The organism is Vibrio sp. 10N.222.48.A3 (assembly GCF_041475345.1).
In the GTDB taxonomy this organism is placed as follows: domain Bacteria; phylum Pseudomonadota; class Gammaproteobacteria; order Enterobacterales; family Vibrionaceae; genus Vibrio; species Vibrio tasmaniensis_A.
Genome location: NZ_JBFRVX010000977.1, coordinates 1 through 1964 on the forward strand (window position 1 = coordinate 1; position 1964 = coordinate 1964).

Annotated in this window: 1 protein-coding gene; it reads left to right on the plus strand. The window is 41.9% G+C overall.

The features are described 5' to 3' along the window. Positions 1–388: 388 nt before the first annotated feature. On the plus strand, positions 389–1921 hold the full coding sequence (locus AB4653_RS22670) for a polysaccharide lyase family 7 protein (RefSeq protein WP_102257327.1): 1533 nt from the start codon (positions 389–391) through the stop codon (positions 1919–1921). Positions 1922–1964: the final 43 nt, after the last annotated feature.

The following is a 1964-nucleotide window of genomic DNA, read 5'->3' on the forward strand; positions in this document are numbered from 1 at the left end:
ATGCTTAGTTGATGAAAATGTGACTTGGCACTCGTTTTATGTCGAAACTCGACGAGTTTTTTAAAAGGGAACGAGTTTATGACTTAGTTCTATTTGAGATTTATAATCTTCCTACTCTCTGGTGTTCTTAGCTTTTACGAGAGGGTAAGGTGCTCTTAGCTGTTGCTAGTGACCATAATTTACCTCTCAACACACTTTTAAATCAGAAAGCCTCTATGGAGTTGCGTATCTTCTCATTTCTTTTATTAATCGATATATTTGTATTATAAGAATATGTAAAATTTGAACTTATCGAGATGATGAAGTTAGATAAACGGCTTTAGTGTCATCATTGTCGATCTCGTTTTAGCTCTTAATGCTGCACCTTAAATACAATAATGGATTTCATATGAAACAGGTCAATATAAAAAGCGTCTTAGCTGTCTCTATCATTCTCGCAATATCTGGTTGTGCTTCTCACACCAAGTCAAATATTTTAACGCCGACCGCTATTACGGCTAGTAGTCACGATGGTAATGGCCCTGATCGGATCTTTGACCAAGATATCACGACTCGTTGGTCTGCAAACGGTGTCGGTGAATGGGCAATGCTAGATTACGGTTCGGTGATTGAAATCGATGCGATTCAAGCATCCTTTAGTAAAGGGAACCAACGCCAATCTAAGTTCGATCTGCTCGTCAGTGTTGATGGCGAAAACTGGACAACGATTTTAGAAGGTCAATTAAGCTCGGGAAGAGTGATTGGTTTAGAGCGTTTTCAGTTCCAACCAGTGCAAGCACGCTATGTAAAATATGTAGGTCACGGTAACAGCAAAAACAGTTGGAACTCAGTTACTGAGCTTGCAGCAATTAACTGTGGAATCAATGCTTGTCCGGTAAGCCATATCATTACCGATGATGTGGTTGAAGCTGAGAAAGTGGTGATCGCTGAAATGGCCGCAGCAAGTAAAGCTCTTAAAGAAGCTCGTAAAGATTTACGTAAAGGTAACTTTGGGGAACCCGCGGTATATCCTTGTGAAACCACCGTAAAATGCGACACTCGTATTCCTTTACCAGTACCGACTAATCTACCCAAGTCACCAGTTGCGGGTAATGCACCAAGCGAAAACTTCGATCTAACGACATGGTATTTGTCTCAACCTTTTGACCACGATAAAAATGGCAAGCCAGACGATGTCTCAGAATGGAACCTAGCGAATGGTTATCAGCATCCAGAAATTTTTTATACAGCAGACGATGGTGGTTTGGTTTTCAAGACATACGTAAAAGGTACACGTACCTCAAAAAATACTAAATATGCACGTACAGAGATGCGTGAGATGCTACGTCGTGGTGATACGTCTATTAGCACTAAAGGTGTCAATGAGAACAACTGGGTATTTAGTTCGGCTCCGGTTGAAGATCTAAAAGCTGCAGGCGCGATTGATGGTGTTTTAGAAGCAACGCTTAAGATTGATCATACAACGACAACCGGTGACGCGCACGAAGTTGGCCGTTTCATCATTGGTCAGATACATGATAAAGATGATGAGCCCATTCGTCTTTACTACCGAAAATTACCGAACCACGAAACAGGGACGGTTTATTTTGCTCATGAGAATACCAACGAAGGCACAGATAACTATTTCAACTTAGTCGGAGACATGACAGGAGAGATCGGCGACCAAGGTATTGCACTTGGCGAGACGTTTAGCTACCGCATTGATGTAAAAGGTAACACGATGACTGTTTCGCTAATGCGTGAAGGCAAAGATGACGTTGTTCAAATGGTTGATATGAGCGAAAGTGGTTACGATCAAGGTGGGCGTTACATGTATTTCAAAGCGGGTGTTTACAATCAAAACATCAACGGTGAGCTTGAGGACTATGCCCAAGCGACATTCTACAAAATAGCGACGTCGCACGATAAATATCAGGAATAACGAGTCAGCTGCACATACAAAAATGGCCGCTAGTACTAGCGGC

Bases quoted from the DNA above. Each gene is read 5' to 3' on its own strand.
- AB4653_RS22670 (WP_102257327.1), top strand. From the start codon at position 389: ATGAAACAGGTCAATATAAAAAGCGTCTTAGCTGTCTCTATCATTCTC.